The following is a 13,137-nucleotide window of genomic DNA, read 5'->3' as shown; positions in this document are numbered from 1 at the left end:
CTTCTGAGGGGCTCTCGCGCCCATATCCATTGATGTTAGAAGCTCAGCCCGCTCTCGCGCGCCGCGTCGGCCAGGGCCTTGACACGACCGTGATAGAGATAGCCGCCGCGATCGAACACGACTTCCTTGATCCCCGCCTTCACCGCGCGCTCGGCGAGCAGCTTGCCCACCGCCTTCGCCGCATCGATGTCGGCACCGGTGTTGCCGGCCGAGCGCATCTCCTTCTCCATCGACGACGCGGAGGCGAGCGTCTCGCCCTTCTGATCGTCGATGACCTGAGCGTAGATGTGCTTCGACGAACGGAACACCGACAGACGCGGACGGCCGCCGGCGGAGCGGCGCAGCGACAGCCTCACGCGCTGCTTGCGCCGGGCATTCGTAACCTTTGCTCTCGACATGTCCGGCTCCGTTACTTCTTCTTGCCTTCCTTGCGGAAGATGAATTCACCCGCGTACTTCACGCCCTTGCCCTTGTAGGGCTCCGGCGGCCGGTAGGCGCGGATTTCGGCGGCCACCTGGCCGACGCGCTGCGGGTCGATGCCCGTGACCGTGATCTCGGTCGGCTTCGGCACCGCGATCGTGATGCCCTCCGGGATCTGGTAGACGACGTCATGGCTGTAGCCGAGCGCGAGCTGCAGGTTCTTGCCCTGCATCGCGGCGCGGTAGCCGACGCCGGTGATCTCGAGCTTCTTCTCGAAGCCCTTGGTCACGCCTTCGACCAGGTTGGCGATCTGGGCGCGCGCGGTGCCGTACAGCGACCGGGCGCGCTTGGTCTCGGCGCGCGGGGCAACCTTGACCTGGCCGTTCTCGAACTTCACGTCCACGTCGTCATGGACGATGAACTGAAGCTGGCCCTTCGGCCCCTTCATCTTGACGGTCTGTCCGTCGACGGAGGCCGTCACTCCGGACGGCACCGCCACAGGCTTCTTGCCAATACGTGACATGGCTCAATCCTTCTTAGAACACCGTGAAGAGAACTTCACCGCCGACATTCGCGTCACGCGCGCTATGGTCGGCCATGATTCCCTTCGGCGTCGACAAAACAGAAATTCCGAGCCCGTTGTTCACGCGCGGCAGGTTCTTCACCGAGGTGTAGACGCGGCGGCCGGGCTTGGAGACGCGCTCGATCTCGCGGATCACGGGCTCGCCGTCGAAATATTTCAGCTCGATCTCGATCTCGCTGCGGCCCGACGGATGCTCCAGCGTGGCATAGCCGCGGATGTAGCCTTCGGACTTCAGCACCTCGAGCACGCTGGCGCGCATCTTGGAGCCGGGAGTCGAGACCTTCGACTTCGAGCGCATCTGCGCGTTGCGGATGCGGGTGATCAGATCGCTGATGGGATCGTGCGTTGACATGGTGCGATCCTCCTTACCAGCTCGACTTCACGAGGCCCGGAACCAGGCCCTTGGACCCGAGCTCGCGCAACGCGATGCGGCTCAGCTTGTTCTTGCGATAGTTCGACCGCGGACGGCCGGTCAGCTCGCACCGGTTGCGGATGCGGGTCGCCGACGAATTGCGCGGCATCTCGGCCAGCTTCAGGGTCGCGGCAAAGCGCTCCTCCATCGGCTTTTCCTTGTCGGCGATGATCGCCTTCAACCGGGCGCGCTTCGGGGCGGCGTTCTTGGCCATCCGCTTGCGCCGGTTGTTCTTCTCGACTGAACTCTTCTTTGCCATGCTTGGCTCCTGGGTATCCGCGTTTGAGAGGCTGTTCAGCGTCTCACTGCCGGAACGGGAAATTGAATGCGGTCAGAAGGGCACGGGCCTCGTCGTCGGTCGTCGCGGTGGTGCACACCGTGATGTCCATGCCCCAGCTCTCCCCGGCCTTGTCAAAGTCGATCTCGGGGAAAATGATGTGCTCCTTGATGCCGAGCGAATAGTTGCCGCGGCCGTCGAAGCTCTTCGGGTTCAGGCCGCGGAAGTCGCGGACGCGCGGCAGCGCGACGTTGATCAGGCGGTCGATGAACTCGTACATCTTGGTCTTGCGCAAGGTGACCTTGCAGCCGATCGGCTGGTTCTCGCGCAGCTTGAAGGTCGCGATGGCGACGCGCGAATAGGTCACGACCGCCTTCTGGCCGGCGATCAGCGACAGGTCGGCCGCTGCCGTCTCCGCCTTCTTGCGGTCGTTGACCGCCTCGCCGATGCCCATGTTGAGCACGACCTTGTCGAGCCGCGGCACCTGCATGACGTTGGCGTAGCCGAACTTCTCGGTCAGCTGGCTCTTGATCTTGCGATCATATTCCTCGCGCAGGCGCGGGGTGTAAGCGGTCTCAGCCATCGATCTCTACTCCCGAGCTCTTGGCAACGCGGACCTTCTTGCCGTCCGCCTGAATCTTGAATCCGATGCGCGTCGGCTTGCCGTCCTTGCCGACATAAGCGACGTTCGACAGCTGGATCGGCGACTCCTTGCTGATGATGCCGCCCTCCTGGTTCTGGGTCTGCTTCTGGTGACGCTTCACCAGGTTGATGCCCCGCACCAGCGCCGTCCCCTCGTCGGGACGCACCTCGAACACCTCGCCGGTGCGACCCTTGTCGCGGCCGGTCAGGACGATCACCTTGTCGCCCTTGCGGATCTTGGCAGCCATCACAGCACCTCCGGCGCAAGCGAAATGATCTTCATGTGGTTCTTGGCGCGCAGCTCGCGCGGCACCGGCCCGAAGATGCGGGTGCCGACCGGCTCCGACTGGTTGTTGATCAGGACGGCCGCGTTGCGGTCGAAGCGGATCACCGAGCCGTCGGCGCGGCGGATGTCCTTGCGGACGCGCACCACGACGGCCTTCATGACGTCGCCCTTCTTCACCTTGCCACGCGGAATGGCTTCCTTGATCGACACCACGATGATGTCGCCGACGGTGGCATAGCGGCGCTTCGAGCCGCCCAGCACCTTGATACACATGACACGGCGTGCGCCGGAATTATCGGCCACGTCGAGGTTGGTCTGCATCTGAATCATTGATGCACCTCGTCCTCTTCATCTGCTGCGCAGGAAAGCTGCGCCTTGTTTGATCCCGAAAGCGAAACCGGCCCCTTTGACAGGGCCGCGTCTCGCGCCTCAGGCGGTTTTCTTGTGCTCGCCCCGGATCACGGTCCAGCGCTTGAGCTTCGAGATCGGCTTGCTCTCCTCGATCCACACCATGTCGCCCGGCTTGAACTCATTGTTCTCGTCGTGCGCGTGGTAGTTCTTCGAGCGGCGGATGGTCTTCTTGTAGATCGGATGGGTGAAGCGCCGGTCGACGCGCACAACGATCGTCTTGGCCTGCTTGTCGCTGACGACGACGCCCTGAAGGGTCCGTTTCGGCATGTCGAGCCTCTTACTTCGTCTTGGCGCGCTGCTGCGCGGCGATGGTCTTGATACGGGCGATGTCGCGGCGCGCCTCACGCAGCCGCGCGGTGTTCTCCAGCTGCCCGGTGGCACGCTGGAAGCGCAGGTTGAAGCGCTCCTTCTTCAGGTTGACGATCGCATCGTCCATCTGATCGGGGCTCATCGCGCGAATGTCGGCAATCTTCATCTCGGCCATGACCATTACTCCGCAATGCGTTCGACGAAGCGCGTCTTGATCGGCAGCTTGGCGGCCGCCAGCAGCAGCGCCTCGCGCGCGATCTGGTTGCTCACGCCGTCGATCTCGAACATCACCCGGCCCGGCTTGACGCGGGCCACCCACAATTCCGGCGAGCCCTTGCCGGAGCCCATGCGGACCTCGGCCGGCTTCTTCGACACCGGAAGATCCGGGAACACGCGAATCCAGACGCGGCCGGCGCGCTTCATGTGACGGGTCAAGGCACGACGAGCGGCCTCGATCTGGCGCGCGGTGACGCGATCCGGCTCCATCGCCTTCAGCCCGAACTGGCCGAAGGCCAGCGTCGCGCCCGAGGACGCAACGCCGTGGATACGGCCCTTATGCGCCTTTCGGAACTTGGTCTTCTTTGGTTGCATCATGGCTTTGAGCCCTCAAACCTGTCTTGTCGCGGCTGATCGATCAGGCCGCGTCGCGGCGCGACCGGGGCTGCGAGCTCTCGCCGCCGCCTTCGTTCATCCGCTTGTCCTGTGCCATCGGATCGTGCTCGAGGATCTCGCCCTTGAAGATCCAGACCTTCACGCCGCAGGTGCCGAAGGTGGTGAACGCGGTGGCCACACCGTAGTCGATGTCGGCGCGCAGCGTGTGCAGCGGCACCCGGCCCTCACGATACCACTCCATGCGGGCGATTTCCGCGCCGCCCAGACGACCCGAGCAGTTGATGCGGATGCCCTCGGCGCCGAGACGCATCGCCGACTGCACGGCGCGCTTCATGGCGCGGCGGAACGCAACGCGACGCTCGAGCTGCTGCGCGATCGATTCGGCGACCAGCGTGGCATCGAGCTCCGGCTTGCGGATCTCGACGATGTTGATGACGACGTCCGACGAGGTGATGTCGGCGACGCGCTTGCGCAGCTTGTCGATGTCGGCGCCCTTCTTGCCGATCACGACGCCCGGACGTGCCGAGTGGATCGTGACGCGGCACTTCTTGTGCGGACGCTCGATCACGATGCGGGCAACGGCCGCCTGCTTGAGCTCCTTGTGCAGGATCTCACGGATCTTGACGTCTTCATGCAGCAGCTTGCCGTACTCGGCCTTGCCGGCGAACCAGCGCGAATCCCAGGTCCGGTTGATGCCGAGACGCAGACCGATCGGATTGATCTTTTGACCCATCGTATTCTCCCAGCGCCTGCTTTAAGCGCTCGCCTCGACCTGACGCACAATGATCGTCAGCTGCGAAAACGGTTTGAAAACTCGGCCCGAACGGCCACGGCCGCGCGGCGAGAAACGCTTCATCACGATTCCCTTGCCGACGAAAGCCTGCGAGACGACGAGATCGTCGACCTCGAGCTCGTGATTGTTCTCGGCATTGGCGATCGCCGATTCCAGGCACTTCTTGACGTCGACCGCAATCCGCTTGCGCGAGAACTGCAGGTCGGCGAGGGCGGCCGACGCCTTGCGGCCGCGGATCATCTGCGCCACCAGGTTCAGCTTCTGCGGGCTCACCCGAAGCATCCGGGCCACAGCCTTGGCCTCGTTTTCGGGGAGGCTCCGTTCGCGCTTTGGTTTGCTCATCGCTTAATCCTCAAGCCTTCTTGGCTTTCTTATCGCCCGAATGGCCGTGGAAGGTGCGGGTCGGCGAGAACTCGCCGAACTTGTGGCCGACCATCTCTTCGTTGATCGCCACCGGCACGTGCTTCTGGCCGTTGTAGACGCCGAACGTCAGGCCGACGAACTGCGGCAGGATGGTCGAGCGGCGGCTCCAGATCTTGATGACGTCGTGACGGCCGGACGCGCGCGCCGCATCTGCCTTCTTGAGCAGCGACGCCTCGACGAACGGGCCTTTCCAGACTGAACGAACCATGTCCGTCGTTCCTTACTTCTTCCGCTTGTGGCGGCTCAAGAGAATGAATTTATCGGTCGACTTGTTGGTGCGGGTCTTCTTGCCCTTGGTAGGCTTGCCCCACGGAGTGACCGGGTGACGACCGCCCGAGGTACGGCCTTCGCCGCCGCCGTGCGGATGGTCGATCGGGTTCATCGCGACACCGCGGTTGTGGGGCCTGCGGCCCATCCAACGCTTGCGGCCGGCCTTGCCGATCGAGGTGTTCATGTGGTCCGGGTTCGACACCGCACCGATGGTGCCGCGGCAGCGGCCATGCACCAGGCGCTGCTCGCCCGAGTTCAGGCGGACGATCACGTAGTCCTGGTCGCGGCCGACGATCTGGGCGTAGGTGCCGGCCGAACGCGCGAGCTGGCCGCCCTTCCCGATCTTGACCTCGATGTTGTGCACGATCGTGCCGACCGGCATGTTGCCCAGCGGCATGACGTTGCCCGGCTTCACGTCGACATAGTTGCCGGCGACGATGGTGTCACCGACCGCCAGGCGCTGCGGCGCCAGGATGTAGGCGAGCTCGCCGTCCTGATACTTGACCAGGGCGATGAAGGCGGTCCGGTTCGGATCATACTCCAGGCGCTCGACGGTCGCGGGAACGTCGACCTTGTCGCGCTTGAAGTCTACCGTGCGGTACGACTGCTTGTGGCCGCCGCCGAGGAAGCGAACCGTGATGCGGCCGGTGTTGTTGCGACCGCCGCTCGACTGCTTGCCTTCGGTCAGCGCCTTGACCGGCTTGCCCTTGTACAGGGCCGAACGATCGACCATCACCAGCTGGCGCTGGCCGGGCGTCGTGGGATTGAATGTCTTCAGTGCCATGGCAGCTCAGCCTTACAGTCCGGTGGTCACGTCGATACGGTGGCCCTCTTCGAGGGTCACGATCGCGCGCTTGCTGTCCGATTGCGAACCGAAATTGCCGCGGAACACCTTGGTCTTGCCCTTGCGGACGAGCGTGTTGACGCTCTTGACCTTGACGTCGAACAGCTTCTCGATCGCTTCCTTGATCTGCGGCTTGGTCGCCTTTGCGGCCACCTTGAACAGAACCTTGTTGTGCTCCGAGGCGAACGTCGCCTTCTCGGTCACGACCGGCGCGATGATGATGTCGTAGTGGCGCGGATCGATGGTCTTCATTTGAAGCGCGCCTCCAGCGCATCGATCGCCGCCTTGGTCAGCACGAGCTTCTGACGGCGCAGGATGTCGTAGACGTTGATGCCCTGGATCGGCAGCACGTCCAGGTTCGGGATGTTGCGGGCCGCAGCGGCGAAGCCGTTGTGCAGCTCGGCGCCGTCGATGATCAGCGCGTTGGTCAGGCCGAGACCCGAGAAGTGGCCGATCAGCGCCTTGGTCTTCGCCGCCTCGAGGGTGGCGTTCTCCAAGACGACCAGATCACCGTCCTTGGCCTTGGCCGACAGCGCATGCTTCAGAGCGAGCGCACGGACCTTCTTCGGCAGGTCGGTCGCATGCGAGCGCACGACCGGACCGAAGGCGCGGCCGCCGCCACGGAACTGCGGCACGCGAGCCGAGCCGTGACGAGCACCGCCGGTGCCCTTCTGCTTGTACATCTTCTTGCCGGTGCGCCAGATCTCGGCGCGCCCCTTGGCCTTGTGAGTGCCGGCCTGGCGCTTGTTCAGCTGCCACTGGACGCAACGCTGGATGATGTCAGCGCGCGGCTCCAGACCGAAGATGGCGTCGGACAGCTGGACGGAGCCGGCTTCCTTGCCCTCAAGCGTGGTGACTTTCAGTTCCATTTATGCGCCCTCCTGCACGGCCGGCGCTTCGGCAGCCTGCTCACCCGCGACCTTGAACTTGCCGGGCTTCGGCGCTTCCTTCGGCAGCGGCTTCTTGACGGCGTCGCGCACCGAGATCCAGCCACCCTTGGAGCCGGGCACCGCGCCTTCGACCAGGATCAGGCCGCGCTCGACGTCCGTCTGCACCACACGCAGGTTCAGCGTGGTGATGCGGTCGACGCCCATGTGACCGGGCATCTTCTTGTTCTTCCAGGTCTTGCCGGGGTCCTGACGACCACCGGTCGAACCGATCGAACGATGCGAGATCGACACACCGTGCGTGGCGCGAAGACCGCCGAAGTTCCAGCGCTTCATGCCGCCGGCGAAGCCCTTACCGACCGAGGTGCCGGTAACGTCGACGAACTGGCCGACGACGAAGTGGTCGGCCTGGATCTCGGCGCCGACCGGGATCAGCGAATCCTCGCTGACACGGAATTCGGCAAGCTTGCGCTTCGGCTCGACCTTGGCGACCGCGAACTGGCCGCGCTCCGCCTTCGGCATGTAGACCGTCTTGCGGCTGCCGCTGCCGAGCTGCAGCGCGACATAGCCGTTCTTCTCGGTGGTGCGGTGACCGACCACCTGGCAATTGCCGAGCTTCAGCACGGTCACGGGGATATGTTCGCCGGTCTCCGTGAAGACCCGCGTCATCCCGACCTTTTGTGCGATCACTCCGGAGCGCATCGGCGTGCTTCCTGTTCTTCTCTATGTCCGCGATGGGGCGAACGTGAATCCAAAAACTTAGAGCTTGATCTCGACGTCGACGCCGGCGGCCAGGTCGAGCTTCATGAGAGCATCGACGGTCTGCGGGGTCGGATCGACGATGTCGAGCAGGCGCTTGTGGGTACGCATCTCGAACTGCTCGCGGCTCTTCTTGTCGACGTGCGGCGAACGGTTCACGGTGAACTTCTCGATGCGGGTCGGCAGCGGAATGGGTCCGCGAACCTGCGCGCCGGTCCGTTTCGCCGTGTTGACGATCTCTCGCGTCGACGTATCGAGGATACGATGGTCAAACGCCTTGAGACGGATGCGGATATTTTGGCCGTTCATTGCCGTATCTTTCTTTGAGTAGTGAGTGGCGAGTAGCGAACGGCGAATGGATATCTCCATTCGCCACCCGCCATTCCCTATTCGCTGTTGTTACTCGATGATCGAGGCGACGACGCCGGCGCCGACGGTGCGGCCGCCCTCGCGGATGGCGAAGCGCAGCTTCTCCTCCATCGCGATCGGCACGATCAGGTGCACTTCCATCGCGATGTTGTCGCCCGGCATCACCATCTCGGTGCCTTCCGGCAGGTGAACGACGCCGGTCACGTCGGTCGTGCGGAAGTAGAACTGCGGACGATAGTTGGTGAAGAACGGAGTGTGACGGCCGCCCTCTTCCTTGGTGAGGATGTACGCCTCAGCCTTGAACTTGGTGTGCGGCTTGACCGAACCCGGCTTGCACAGCACCTGGCCGCGCTCGACGTCCTCGCGCTTGGTGCCGCGGAGCAGCGCACCGATGTTGTCGCCCGCCTGGCCCTGATCGAGCAGCTTGCGGAACATTTCAACGCCGGTGACGGTGGTCTTCTGCGTCGGACGGATGCCGACGATCTCGATTTCCTCACCGACCTTGATGATGCCGCGCTCGACACGGCCGGTCACGACGGTGCCGCGGCCCGAGATCGAGAACACGTCTTCGACCGGCATCAGGAAGGGCTGATCGATCGGACGCTCCGGCTGCGGAATGTACTCGTCGACATTGCGCATCAGCTCGAGGATGGCGTCGTGGCCGAGCTTCTTGTCCGAATCTTCCAGAGCGGCGAGCGCCGAGCCCTTGATGATCGGGATCTTGTCGCCCGGGAACTCGTACTTCGAGAGCAGCTCGCGGACCTCGAGCTCGACGAGCTCGAGCAGCTCCGGATCGTCGACCATGTCGCACTTGTTGAGGAACACGACCAGCGCCGGCACGCCGACCTGGCGGGCGAGCAGGATGTGCTCGCGGGTCTGCGGCATCGGGCCGTCAGCAGCCGACACGACCAGGATCGCGCCGTCCATCTGCGCGGCGCCGGTGATCATGTTCTTCACGTAGTCGGCGTGGCCGGGGCAGTCGACGTGCGCGTAGTGGCGGTTCTTGGTCTCGTACTCGACGTGAGCGGTCGAGATGGTGATGCCGCGAGCCTTCTCTTCCGGCGCCTTGTCGATCTGGTCGTAGGCAGTGAACGTCGCACCGCCCGTCTCGGCCAGGATCTTGGTGATTGCAGCCGTCAGCGAGGTCTTGCCGTGGTCGACGTGACCGATGGTGCCGATGTTGCAGTGGGGCTTGTTACGTTCAAACTTAGCTTTGGCCATTTGACTCTCCGTTCAGTCGCTAACTTGAGCTAACGACAATCAGGCAAACTTCTTCTGGACTTCGGCCGACACGTTGGCCGGCGCTTCAGCGTAGTGCGAGAACTGCATCGTGAAGGTCGCGCGGCCCTGGCTCATGGAGCGCAGGTTGTTCACGTAACCGAACATGTTCATGAGCGGCACCATCGCGTTGATGACGTTGGCATTGCCGCGCATGTCCTGGCCCTGGATCTGGCCACGACGCGAGTTCAGGTCGCCGATGACCGAGCCGGTGTAGTCTTCCGGGGTCACCACCTCGACCTTCATGATCGGCTCGAGCAGAACCGACTTGCCCTTCTGCAGCGCCTCGCGGAAAGCCGCGCGAGAGGCGATTTCGAAGGCCAGCGCCGACGAGTCGACGTCGTGATACTTGCCGTCGACCAGCGCCACCTTGACGTCGACCACCGGGAAGCCGGCGACCACGCCCGCGCCGAGCACGCTCTCGATGCCCTTCTCGACGCCCGGGATGTATTCCTTCGGAACCGCACCGCCGACGATTTTGGACTCGAACACGTAGCCGCCACCCGGCTCGTTCGGCTCGACCACGAGGCTCACGGCCGCGAACTGGCCGGTGCCGCCGGTCTGCTTCTTGTGGGTGTAGTCCACATTGGCCGGCTTGGTGATGCGCTCACGGAACGCCACCTGCGGCGCGCCGATGTTCGCATCGACCTTGTAGGTACGCTTCAGAATGTCGACCTTGATGTCGAGATGGAGCTCGCCCATGCCCTTGAGGATGGTCTGGCCCGACTCGTGATCGGTCGAGACGCGGAAGGACGGATCTTCCGCGGCCAGCTTCGCCAAGGCGACGCCGAGCTTCTCCTGGTCGGCCTTCGACTTCGGCTCGATCGCGATCTCGATGACCGGCTCCGGGAATTCCATCTTTTCCAGGATCACCTGGTTGGACGGATCGCACAGCGTGTCACCGGTGCGGGCTTCCTTGAGGCCTGCGAGGGCGACGATGTCGCCGGCATAGGCTTCCTTGATGTCCTCGCGATTGTTCGCATGCATCAGCAGCATGCGGCCGATGCGCTCCTTCTTCTCGCGGGTCGAGTTCACGACGCCGGTACCCGAGGTCAGGATGCCCGAATAGATGCGGCAGAAGGTGATGGTGCCGACGAACGGGTCGTCCATGATCTTGAACGCGAGCAGCGCCAGCGGCTCCTTGTCGTCCGCCTTGCGCACGACCTCGTTGCCCTTGTCGTCGGTGCCCTTGATCGCGGGCACGTCGAGCGGCGACGGCAGATAGTCGACGACGGCGTCGAGCAGGGGCTGCACGCCCTTGTTCTTGAAGGCCGAGCCACACAGCACCGGATAGAACGCACCGGTCAGCACGGCCTTGCGGATCAGGCGCTTCAGGGTCGCCTCGTCCGGCTCCTTGCCGTCCAGGAACGCGGTGAGCGCGTCGTCATCGAGCTCGACGGCGGCTTCCACCAGCTTCTCGCGATATTCCTTGGCCTGATCGGCCAGATCAGCCGGGATCTCGGCGTAGTCGAACTTCGCGCCGAGCGCCTCGTCGTTCCAGACGATCGCCTTCATGGTCACGAGGTCGATGCAGCCCTTGAAGTTGTTCTCAGCACCGATCGGCAGCTGGATCGCAACCGGCTTCGCGCCCAGGCGGTCGACGATGTCGGCCAGGCACTTGAAGAAGTCGGCGCCGGTCTTGTCCATCTTGTTGGCGAAGACGATGCGCGGCACCTTGTACTTGTCGCCCTGGCGCCAGACGGTCTCGGTCTGCGGCTCGACGCCCTGGTTGGAGTCGAGCACGCACACGGCGCCGTCGAGCACGCGAAGCGAACGCTCGACCTCGATGGTGAAGTCGACGTGGCCAGGGGTGTCGATGATGTTCAGGCGCTTGCCGTTCCAGAACGCGGTGGTGGCAGCCGAGGTGATCGTGATGCCACGCTCCTGCTCCTGCTCCATCCAGTCCATCGTCGCGGCACCTTCGTGCACTTCGCCGATCTTGTGGCTCTTGCCGGTGTAATAGAGGATGCGCTCGGTCGTCGTGGTCTTACCGGCGTCGATATGCGCCATGATACCGAAGTTACGGTAGTCCTCGATGGCATGTTGGCGGGGCATGAAGGTGTTCCCTGATTTCCGTTCGGGCCGCTGTTACCAGCGGTAGTGCGAGAAGGCGCGGTTGGCTTCCGCCATCCGGTGCACGTCTTCACGCTTCTTCACGGCGTTACCCCGATTGTTCGAGGCGTCGAGCAGCTCCGCCGAAAGCCGCTCGGTCATCGTCTTCTCGTTGCGGTCGCGCGCGGCCGAGATCAGCCAGCGGATGCCCAGCGCCTGCCGGCGGGTCGAACGAACCTCGACCGGCACCTGGTAGGTCGCGCCGCCGACGCGGCGGGAGCGGACCTCGATGGTCGGCATGACGTTTTCGAGGGCCTGCTCGAACACCGTCAGCGGGCTCTGCTTGGTCTTGGCCTCGATGATGCCGAACGCGCCGTAGACGATACCTTCGGCGACCGACTTCTTGCCGGCGTACATCACCGAGTTCATGAACTTGGTGACGATGATGTTCCCGAACTTCGGATCCGGAAGCACTTCACGCTTTTCGGCTGAATGGCGACGCGACATGTGATCTTGTTCCCGCTTCTCTCGAACGTCTTACTTCGGACGCTTCGCGCCGTACTTCGAACGGCGCTGCTTACGGTTCTTGACGCCCTGGGTATCCAGCACGCCGCGGAGGATGTGGTAGCGCACGCCCGGCAAGTCCTTGACGCGGCCGCCACGGATCATGACCACCGAGTGCTCCTGCAGGTTATGGCCTTCACCCGGGATGTAGCCGATCACCTCGAAGCCGTTGGTCAGGCGCACCTTGGCGACCTTACGAAGCGCCGAGTTCGGCTTCTTCGGGGTCGTGGTGTAGACGCGCGTGCAAACGCCACGCTTCTGCGGCGACTGCTGCAGCGCCGGCACCTTCTTGCGCGACTTCTGCACTTCGCGCGGATTTGCGATCAGCTGGTTGATCGTCGGCATCTTGGCCTTCACCCTTCTCAACGTTCGCACGGAGACCGCGACCGGCTTCCGCAAATTCTGTTCGAGGTTCCCCGCCTCACCGGGCCGTTTCGCGCGATCAAAACCCACGCAAAACGAAATCGCGCCAACCGTTCATCGCTGAACGGAAAGCGCTTGACGCCACAGAGGACCGCGATCACCACCAGTCAGCTTGCGCTGGCTTGCGGCCTACCGAGGTCATGCATCCGAAATTGGTCTCAGGAGAACGAGCTCGAGAGATCTAATATCGTTTTGGCATTGCCTAGCTATGATCGACAGCGTTTGAGCGGCATTCGTCGAGGGTGGTGCCCGTCCCGCCCTGTTCCGGGTGGTCTGGGTGATCCGTACCGACGTTGGCGAAGCTCACCGCCTGTCGTTGAGTGCGGGCCTTTTATAAGCGGTGAATATCCAAGTCAAGCAAAACGACGCCGCAGGACGCGCAAAGAAGCGCTTCTGGCCGCTGCAGTTTCCGCTCCGACCGCGCCCCTACATCCTAAGGTATCTGTAGACCGCAGAGCCCTGCCCGCGCCGGCCCAGCCCCTCTCCAACCCAGGGACATATCCAGAGACATTGAAGATAAGGC

General features: G+C 63.6%; 22 protein-coding genes. All 22 read right to left on the bottom strand.

Annotated elements, in window-relative coordinates; all coding sequences use genetic code 11:
• Window positions 1-35: 35 nt before the first annotated feature.
• Window positions 36-398 (bottom strand): 50S ribosomal protein L18, encoded by a 363-nt coding sequence (gene rplR / locus QX128_RS14265; RefSeq protein ID WP_006611854.1) that lies wholly within the window; start codon window positions 396-398, stop codon window positions 36-38.
• 11 nt (window positions 399-409) lie between these two features.
• Window positions 410-943: a 50S ribosomal protein L6 gene (gene rplF / locus QX128_RS14260; protein WP_172108074.1), complete on the bottom strand. Its 534-nt coding sequence runs from the start codon at window positions 941-943 to the stop codon at window positions 410-412.
• Between the two features lie 13 nt (window positions 944-956).
• Window positions 957-1,355, bottom strand: a complete 399-nt coding sequence (rpsH, locus tag QX128_RS14255) for a 30S ribosomal protein S8 (protein ID WP_315714559.1) — start codon at window positions 1,353-1,355, stop codon at window positions 957-959.
• Between the two features lie 13 nt (window positions 1,356-1,368).
• Window positions 1,369-1,674, bottom strand: a complete 306-nt coding sequence (gene rpsN / locus QX128_RS14250) for a 30S ribosomal protein S14 (protein ID WP_315800970.1) — start codon at window positions 1,672-1,674, stop codon at window positions 1,369-1,371.
• Window positions 1,675-1,717: 43 nt separating this feature from the next.
• On the bottom strand, window positions 1,718-2,275 hold the full coding sequence (rplE, locus tag QX128_RS14245) for a 50S ribosomal protein L5 (RefSeq protein ID WP_315800971.1): 558 nt from the start codon (window positions 2,273-2,275) through the stop codon (window positions 1,718-1,720).
• Entirely contained in the window at window positions 2,268-2,582 is a 315-nt protein-coding gene (rplX, locus tag QX128_RS14240) for a 50S ribosomal protein L24 (protein ID WP_315714561.1), read from the bottom strand. The genes rplE and rplX overlap by 8 nt, the downstream gene beginning before the upstream one ends.
• Complete coding sequence (rplN, locus tag QX128_RS14235) at window positions 2,582-2,950, bottom strand: 50S ribosomal protein L14 (RefSeq protein ID WP_006611848.1); 369 nt, start codon at window positions 2,948-2,950, stop codon at window positions 2,582-2,584. The genes rplX and rplN overlap by 1 nt, the downstream gene beginning before the upstream one ends.
• Window positions 2,951-3,049: 99 nt before the next feature.
• Window positions 3,050-3,298 (bottom strand): 30S ribosomal protein S17, encoded by a 249-nt coding sequence (rpsQ, locus tag QX128_RS14230; RefSeq protein WP_015667612.1) that lies wholly within the window; start codon window positions 3,296-3,298, stop codon window positions 3,050-3,052.
• Window positions 3,299-3,308: 10 nt separating this feature from the next.
• Window positions 3,309-3,515, bottom strand: a complete 207-nt coding sequence (gene rpmC / locus QX128_RS14225) for a 50S ribosomal protein L29 (RefSeq protein WP_006611846.1) — start codon at window positions 3,513-3,515, stop codon at window positions 3,309-3,311.
• A gap of 5 nt (window positions 3,516-3,520) precedes the next feature.
• A complete protein-coding gene (gene rplP / locus QX128_RS14220; RefSeq protein ID WP_008963467.1) occupies window positions 3,521-3,934 on the bottom strand; it encodes a 50S ribosomal protein L16 in 414 nt (137 codons plus the stop codon).
• Window positions 3,935-3,974: 40 nt separating this feature from the next.
• Window positions 3,975-4,685 (bottom strand): 30S ribosomal protein S3, encoded by a 711-nt coding sequence (gene rpsC / locus QX128_RS14215; RefSeq protein WP_012045041.1) that lies wholly within the window; start codon window positions 4,683-4,685, stop codon window positions 3,975-3,977.
• A 21-nt stretch (window positions 4,686-4,706) separates the two neighbouring features.
• Complete coding sequence (gene rplV / locus QX128_RS14210; RefSeq protein WP_315714562.1) at window positions 4,707-5,087, bottom strand: 50S ribosomal protein L22; 381 nt, start codon at window positions 5,085-5,087, stop codon at window positions 4,707-4,709.
• Window positions 5,088-5,097: 10 nt separating this feature from the next.
• Window positions 5,098-5,376 (bottom strand): 30S ribosomal protein S19, encoded by a 279-nt coding sequence (rpsS, locus tag QX128_RS14205; protein WP_006611842.1) that lies wholly within the window; start codon window positions 5,374-5,376, stop codon window positions 5,098-5,100.
• 12 nt (window positions 5,377-5,388) lie between these two features.
• Window positions 5,389-6,222, bottom strand: coding sequence for a 50S ribosomal protein L2 (gene rplB / locus QX128_RS14200; protein ID WP_006611841.1), 834 nt, complete (start codon window positions 6,220-6,222; stop codon window positions 5,389-5,391).
• A 12-nt stretch (window positions 6,223-6,234) separates the two neighbouring features.
• The gene (locus QX128_RS14195; protein ID WP_172108066.1) at window positions 6,235-6,534 is read right to left on the bottom strand and encodes a 50S ribosomal protein L23; all 300 of its coding nucleotides are present in this window, start codon (window positions 6,532-6,534) and stop codon (window positions 6,235-6,237) included.
• The gene (gene rplD, locus QX128_RS14190; protein ID WP_006611839.1) at window positions 6,531-7,151 is read right to left on the bottom strand and encodes a 50S ribosomal protein L4; all 621 of its coding nucleotides are present in this window, start codon (window positions 7,149-7,151) and stop codon (window positions 6,531-6,533) included. The genes QX128_RS14195 and rplD overlap by 4 nt, the downstream gene beginning before the upstream one ends.
• The gene (gene rplC, locus QX128_RS14185; RefSeq protein WP_006611838.1) at window positions 7,152-7,871 is read right to left on the bottom strand and encodes a 50S ribosomal protein L3; all 720 of its coding nucleotides are present in this window, start codon (window positions 7,869-7,871) and stop codon (window positions 7,152-7,154) included. It lies immediately after the preceding gene.
• 57 nt (window positions 7,872-7,928) lie between these two features.
• Window positions 7,929-8,237: a 30S ribosomal protein S10 gene (gene rpsJ, locus QX128_RS14180; protein WP_002712302.1), complete on the bottom strand. Its 309-nt coding sequence runs from the start codon at window positions 8,235-8,237 to the stop codon at window positions 7,929-7,931.
• A 90-nt stretch (window positions 8,238-8,327) separates the two neighbouring features.
• Complete coding sequence (gene tuf, locus QX128_RS14175; protein ID WP_006611837.1) at window positions 8,328-9,518, bottom strand: elongation factor Tu; 1,191 nt, start codon at window positions 9,516-9,518, stop codon at window positions 8,328-8,330.
• A 39-nt stretch (window positions 9,519-9,557) separates the two neighbouring features.
• The gene (fusA, locus tag QX128_RS14170; RefSeq protein ID WP_316177107.1) at window positions 9,558-11,630 is read right to left on the bottom strand and encodes an elongation factor G; all 2,073 of its coding nucleotides are present in this window, start codon (window positions 11,628-11,630) and stop codon (window positions 9,558-9,560) included.
• 33 nt (window positions 11,631-11,663) lie between these two features.
• Entirely contained in the window at window positions 11,664-12,134 is a 471-nt protein-coding gene (rpsG, locus tag QX128_RS14165) for a 30S ribosomal protein S7 (protein WP_006611835.1), read from the bottom strand.
• A 30-nt stretch (window positions 12,135-12,164) separates the two neighbouring features.
• Complete coding sequence (gene rpsL / locus QX128_RS14160; protein ID WP_006611834.1) at window positions 12,165-12,536, bottom strand: 30S ribosomal protein S12; 372 nt, start codon at window positions 12,534-12,536, stop codon at window positions 12,165-12,167.
• Between the last annotated feature and the right edge of the window lie 601 nt (window positions 12,537-13,137).

Origin of the sequence: Bradyrhizobium sp. SZCCHNR1015 (assembly GCF_032489875.1) — a bacterium.
In the GTDB taxonomy this organism is placed as follows: Bacteria; Pseudomonadota; Alphaproteobacteria; order Rhizobiales; family Xanthobacteraceae; genus Bradyrhizobium.
This window is presented reverse-complemented; position numbering and strand designations above follow the sequence as displayed.